This window comes from Dietzia sp. CQ4 (assembly GCF_014145125.1).
In the GTDB taxonomy this organism is placed as follows: domain Bacteria; phylum Actinomycetota; class Actinomycetes; order Mycobacteriales; family Mycobacteriaceae; genus Dietzia; species Dietzia natronolimnaea.
The window spans coordinates 1-4,523 of sequence record NZ_JAALDZ010000114.1; the positions used below are offsets into that span (position 1 = coordinate 1).

The 4,523-nt window shown below is 68.3% G+C and carries 3 protein-coding genes; 1 reads left to right on the forward strand and 2 read right to left on the reverse strand.

From position 1 onward, the window contains the following. Together G6031_RS19190 and aceE are read right to left on the reverse strand one after the other, a co-directional pair. Positions 1-893 (reverse strand): PucR family transcriptional regulator (locus G6031_RS19190; RefSeq protein ID WP_182652897.1); only part of this gene is annotated, 893 nt, incomplete at its 3' end. Then, positions 890-3,685, reverse strand: a complete 2,796-nt coding sequence (aceE, locus tag G6031_RS07385) for a pyruvate dehydrogenase (acetyl-transferring), homodimeric type (RefSeq protein ID WP_179524990.1) — start codon at positions 3,683-3,685, stop codon at positions 890-892. The genes aceE and G6031_RS19190, both read right to left, overlap by 4 nt. A 310-nt stretch (positions 3,686-3,995) precedes the next feature. On the opposite strand from aceE, the gene G6031_RS07390 reads away from it, so the two are divergent. Then, positions 3,996-4,430 (forward strand): DUF3052 domain-containing protein, encoded by a 435-nt coding sequence (locus tag G6031_RS07390; RefSeq protein ID WP_179524991.1) that lies wholly within the window; start codon positions 3,996-3,998, stop codon positions 4,428-4,430. Positions 4,431-4,523: the final 93 nt, after the last annotated feature.

A 4,523-nucleotide genomic window follows, 5' to 3' on the forward strand; every position in this document is an offset into this window, starting at 1 on the left:
ATGGCCTCGGCCGCACTGTCCGGGGCCTCGGCGAGCGACCCCACGGTGTGTCCGACGACGACGGGCGCGTCGGGGGAGAAGGCGTCGAGCACGGCCGGAGGGACGGCGGAGGAGGACTCCAGCTCCCCGGAGAGGATGACGACGAGGCGTGCCCCCTGCACCACGGCCAGCGCGTGCCTGCCCGCCGCGACGGCGGCCTTGTGCGTGGCGGGCACGGACGCCAGCCCCAGATCCGCCCTGGGGCGCCCCACGATGACGGTGGCAGCGGTGGTCGGGTCCCAGTTGAGCGCCGAGGCCCCGGAGGCGAGATCGGCGTGCCGGTCCCCGCGGACGACGGCGTCGACCAGCATCGCCTCCATGCGGGTGTCCCAGGCGCCCCGGTGCTCGGCGGCGGCCGCGTACACCGAGGCAGCGGTGAAGCCGAGCTCGCGACCGAATTTCAGCACCGCCGCGATCATGAGCCCGCGCTGGCGCTCGTTGTGGGTGATCCGCGGCATGACCAGCTCGAAGTACTCGCACGTGGAGCGGACGAGCTGCACGGTCTCCTGCAGGGACAGGCCCTGACCGAGGCCCTTGGGTAGAAGCTTGAACCCCGCGATCGTGTCGGTGTGCGGGGCCTCGGGGTTGCGCATCCAGGTGACGAAGTCGCGCACGGCGCTCTGGATGATCAGCTGGATCTCCGCCCGTTGATCGGCGGACAGCCCGGCGAAGAACGGCAGGTCCTCCTCGAGGGACCGGACCGCTTCCGTCGACAGCGTCCCCGAGTACCGGGTGATGCGCTTGAGCAGCGCATCCGAGACCGGTCGCTGATCCGGAGCCCTCGCGGATCGGCGCCGTGACGGCTGTACGGTCTGTGGCCCGGCCCCCGCCGCGGGTCCGGTCGTCTCGGTCACGCCACCCCGGGATCCGTCGTGGGCTCGGGCGCCGCCATGACATCGTCGATCTTGTACAGGCGGGCCGCCTCGAGCAGGGTGCGCTTCTCGAGGCTGCCCTCGCGGACCAGCCCGGCGAGGACCGCGACGATGATCGATTCGGCGTCGGTGTTGAAGAAGCGACGCGCAGCCGGTCGGGTGTCGGAGAACCCGAATCCGTCGGTGCCCAGGACGGTGAAGTCACCGGGGACCCATCCGCGGATCTGGTCCGGCACCGCCTTCTGGTAATCGCTCACGGCGACCTTCGGTCCCTCGCTGCCTTCGAGAGACGCGGTGACGAACGGGGTCCGGGCATGCTGATCCGGGTGTCGGAGCTCGTGGCGTTCACACTCGTAACCGTCCCGTGCCAGTTCGTTCCACGAGGTGGCCGACCAGAGATCGGCGGCCACGTCCCACCGCTCGGCCAGGGTCTTCTGGGCTTCGGCGGCCGCGTACATCGCGACACCCGAGGCGAGGATCGAGGCCTTGTGCGCGCCCTTCTCGGCCTTGCGGAAGAGGTACAAGCCCCGGAGCAGGGCGTCGGAGTCCAGATCCTCGGGCTCCGGCGGCTGCGGGACGGGCTCGTTGTAGAGGGTGATGTAGTACGACACGTTGCGGTCGATCCCGTCGGTGTCGTTCTCATGGGCGGCGCCCGGCCCGTACATCCGCTCGATCCCCGCGCGCATGATGTGGGCGAGCTCGAAACCCCATGCGGGGTCGTACGAGATGATCCCCGGGTTGGTGGCGGCGAGAAGCGGTGAATGGCCGTCCATGTGCTGCAGCCCCTCACCGGTGAGGGTGGTTCGGCCGGCGGTGGCGCCGAGCAGGAACCCGCGGGCGAGCTGGTCGGAGGCCGCCCAGATGGCGTCGCCGGTGCGCTGGAAACCGAACATCGAGTAGAAGATGTACAGCGGGATCATGGGCTCACCGTGGGTCGCATACGCGGTGCCGGCGGCGGTGAACTCGGCCACCGACCCGGCCTCGCTGATCCCCTCGTGCATGATCTGGCCCGTCTTGGACTCCTTGTAGCTGAGCATGAGGTCGTGGTCGACGGAGGTGTAGTTCTGCCCGTGCGGGTTGTAGATCTTCAGGGTGGGGAACCACGAGTCCATCCCGAAGGTCCGCGCCTCGTCCGGGATGATCGGGACCAGACGATCGCGTAGCGACTCGTCCCGCATGAGCTCCTTGCAGGTGCGGACCAGGGCCATCGTGGTGGCGACCGACTGCTTTCCCGAACCCTTGCGGAGCGAGGCCAGGGAATCGATGTCCGGGACAGAGAGCGGGGTGAAGGTCTGGCGCCGCTCGGGCACGTGCCCGCCCAGCGCGTTCCTCCGCTCGAGCATGTAGCGGATCTCCGGCGAGTTGGGCCCCGGGTTGTAGTACGGGGGCAGCGTCGGGTCGGCCTCCAGTTCCTCGTCCGTGATGGGGATGAGCTGCTTGTCGCGGAACAGCTTGAGGTCGTCCAGCGTCAGCTTCTTCATCTGGTGCGCGGCGTTGCGTCCCTCGAAGTTCTGGCCCAGACCGAAACCCTTGACCGTGTGCGCGAGGATCACCGTGGGCTGACCGGTGTGCTCGAGCGACGCCTTGTAGGCGGCGTGGATCTTCCGGTAGTCGTGCCCGCCGCGGCGGAGGGCCCAGATCTCGTCGTCGGTCATGTCCTCGACGAGCTTGGCCGTGCGGGGATCACGACCGAAGAAGTGCTCGCGGATCCAGGCGCCGTCATTGGCGCGGAACGTCTGGTAATCACCGTCCGAGACGGAGTTCATGAGGGAGACGAGCGCACCCTCGGTGTCCTTCTCGAACAGCGCGTCCCACTCGCGGCCCCACACGACCTTGATGACGTTCCATCCGGCGCCCCTGAAGTACGACTCCAGCTCCTGGACGATCTGCCCGTTGCCGCGGACCGGGCCGTCGAGGCGCTGGAGGTTGCAGTTGATGACGAAGGTCAGGTTGTCGAGCGCGTCGTTCGCGGCCACCTGCAGGGCTCCGCGCGAGTCGACCTCGTCCATCTCACCGTCGCCGAGGAACGCCCACACGTGCTGCTGGGAGGTGTCCTTGATCCCGCGGTTGTGAAGATAGCGGTTGAACCGCGCCTGATAGATGGCGTTCATGGGCCCGAGGCCCATCGACACCGTGGGGAACTCCCAGAACTCGGGTAGGCAGCGGGGATGGGGGTAGGAGGGAAGTGAGCGTCCGGGGTGGCTCTTCTCCTGCCGGAACCCGTCGAGGTCGTGCTCGCGGAGGCGACCCTCGAGGTAGGCGCGTGCGTACATGCCGGGTGAGGCGTGCCCCTGGAAGAAGATGTGGTCACCACCCCCGGGGTGGTCCTTGCCGCGGAAGAAGTGGTTGTAGCCGACCTCGTACAGCGGGGCCGCGCCCGCGTAGGTGGAGATGTGGCCGCCCACACCGATGCCGGGCCGCTGGGCGCGGTGGACCATGATGGCCGCGTTCCAGCGGATCCAGCGCCGGTAGGTGCGCTCCACCGACTCGTCGCCCGGGAACTCGGGTTCGAGGCTGGTGGGGATCGTGTTGACGTAGTCCGATGAGGTGAGAGCCGGAAGGGGAACCCGCTGCTTGGAGGCGCGTTCGAGGAGCCTGAGCATGAGGTAGCGCGCTCTCTCGGGGCCCGCCTCCGCGAGCATGCCGTCGAGGGAGTCCATCCACTCCTGCGTCTCCTCGGGGTCCGAGTCCGCGAGATAGGACGCGACCCCCTCCCGGAGGACCGGCACGTTGGTGGGTGCGGAACCATCTCGGGTGCCTACGGTCTCGGTCATGCGTCTCGTCCTCACTTCTGCGATACGTACAGCGGCGACCCGGTGGGGTCACCACACATGTCGGGGTGCAGTGTCCGGTCGACCGCACGCGCCGCGGGTGTGTGGCGGATGGCGAGGTCGACCGGCCACGGGCCGTCGTCGGCCCATGACTTCCTCTGATTGTGCCCCAAAGCGTGATGCGCGACACGGGGCTGCGCTCTGACCGCCCAAATAGGCGGTAGTCGTTTCCCGTGGGAGGGTGCGCGGGTAGTGTTCCTGGTCAGCGAAAGACCAAGACGAACGAAGTCGGATACGAGGGAGGAACACCACGGTGGTCGCCGCGGCGAACCAGCAGGACGGGGCGGATCAGATTGCTGGTCAGCTCGAACTGACGAAGGACATGCTCGTTCAGGAGGTCGGATGGGATTCCGACTGTGACGAGGCGATCAGTGAGGCCGTCGAGGACGCCGTCGGGTCGGAGCTGCTGGAGGAGGACACGGACGAGATCGTCGACGCGGTACTGCTCTGGTGGCGTGACGGCGACGGCGACCTGGTGGACAGGCTCATGGACGTCGTGACCCCGTTGGCGGAGGAGGGTTCCGTGTGGGTCCTCACCCCCAAGACGGGGAACGACGGCCACGTGGAGCCCTCGGTCATCGCCGAGTCGGCCCAGACCGCCGGGATGCTCCAGACCCGCACCGCGGCCCTGGGGGACTGGGCGGGAAGCCGCCTGGCGCTGCGGAAGAACAGCATTCCGCGGAAGTAGAACGCCATTCCGCGGTCGTGATCGCACCCCCCGGGGGTGCTCGGCCGCCCGGCGGTGGGGCACCAGAACCGGGATGAGTTGATCTCACGAACA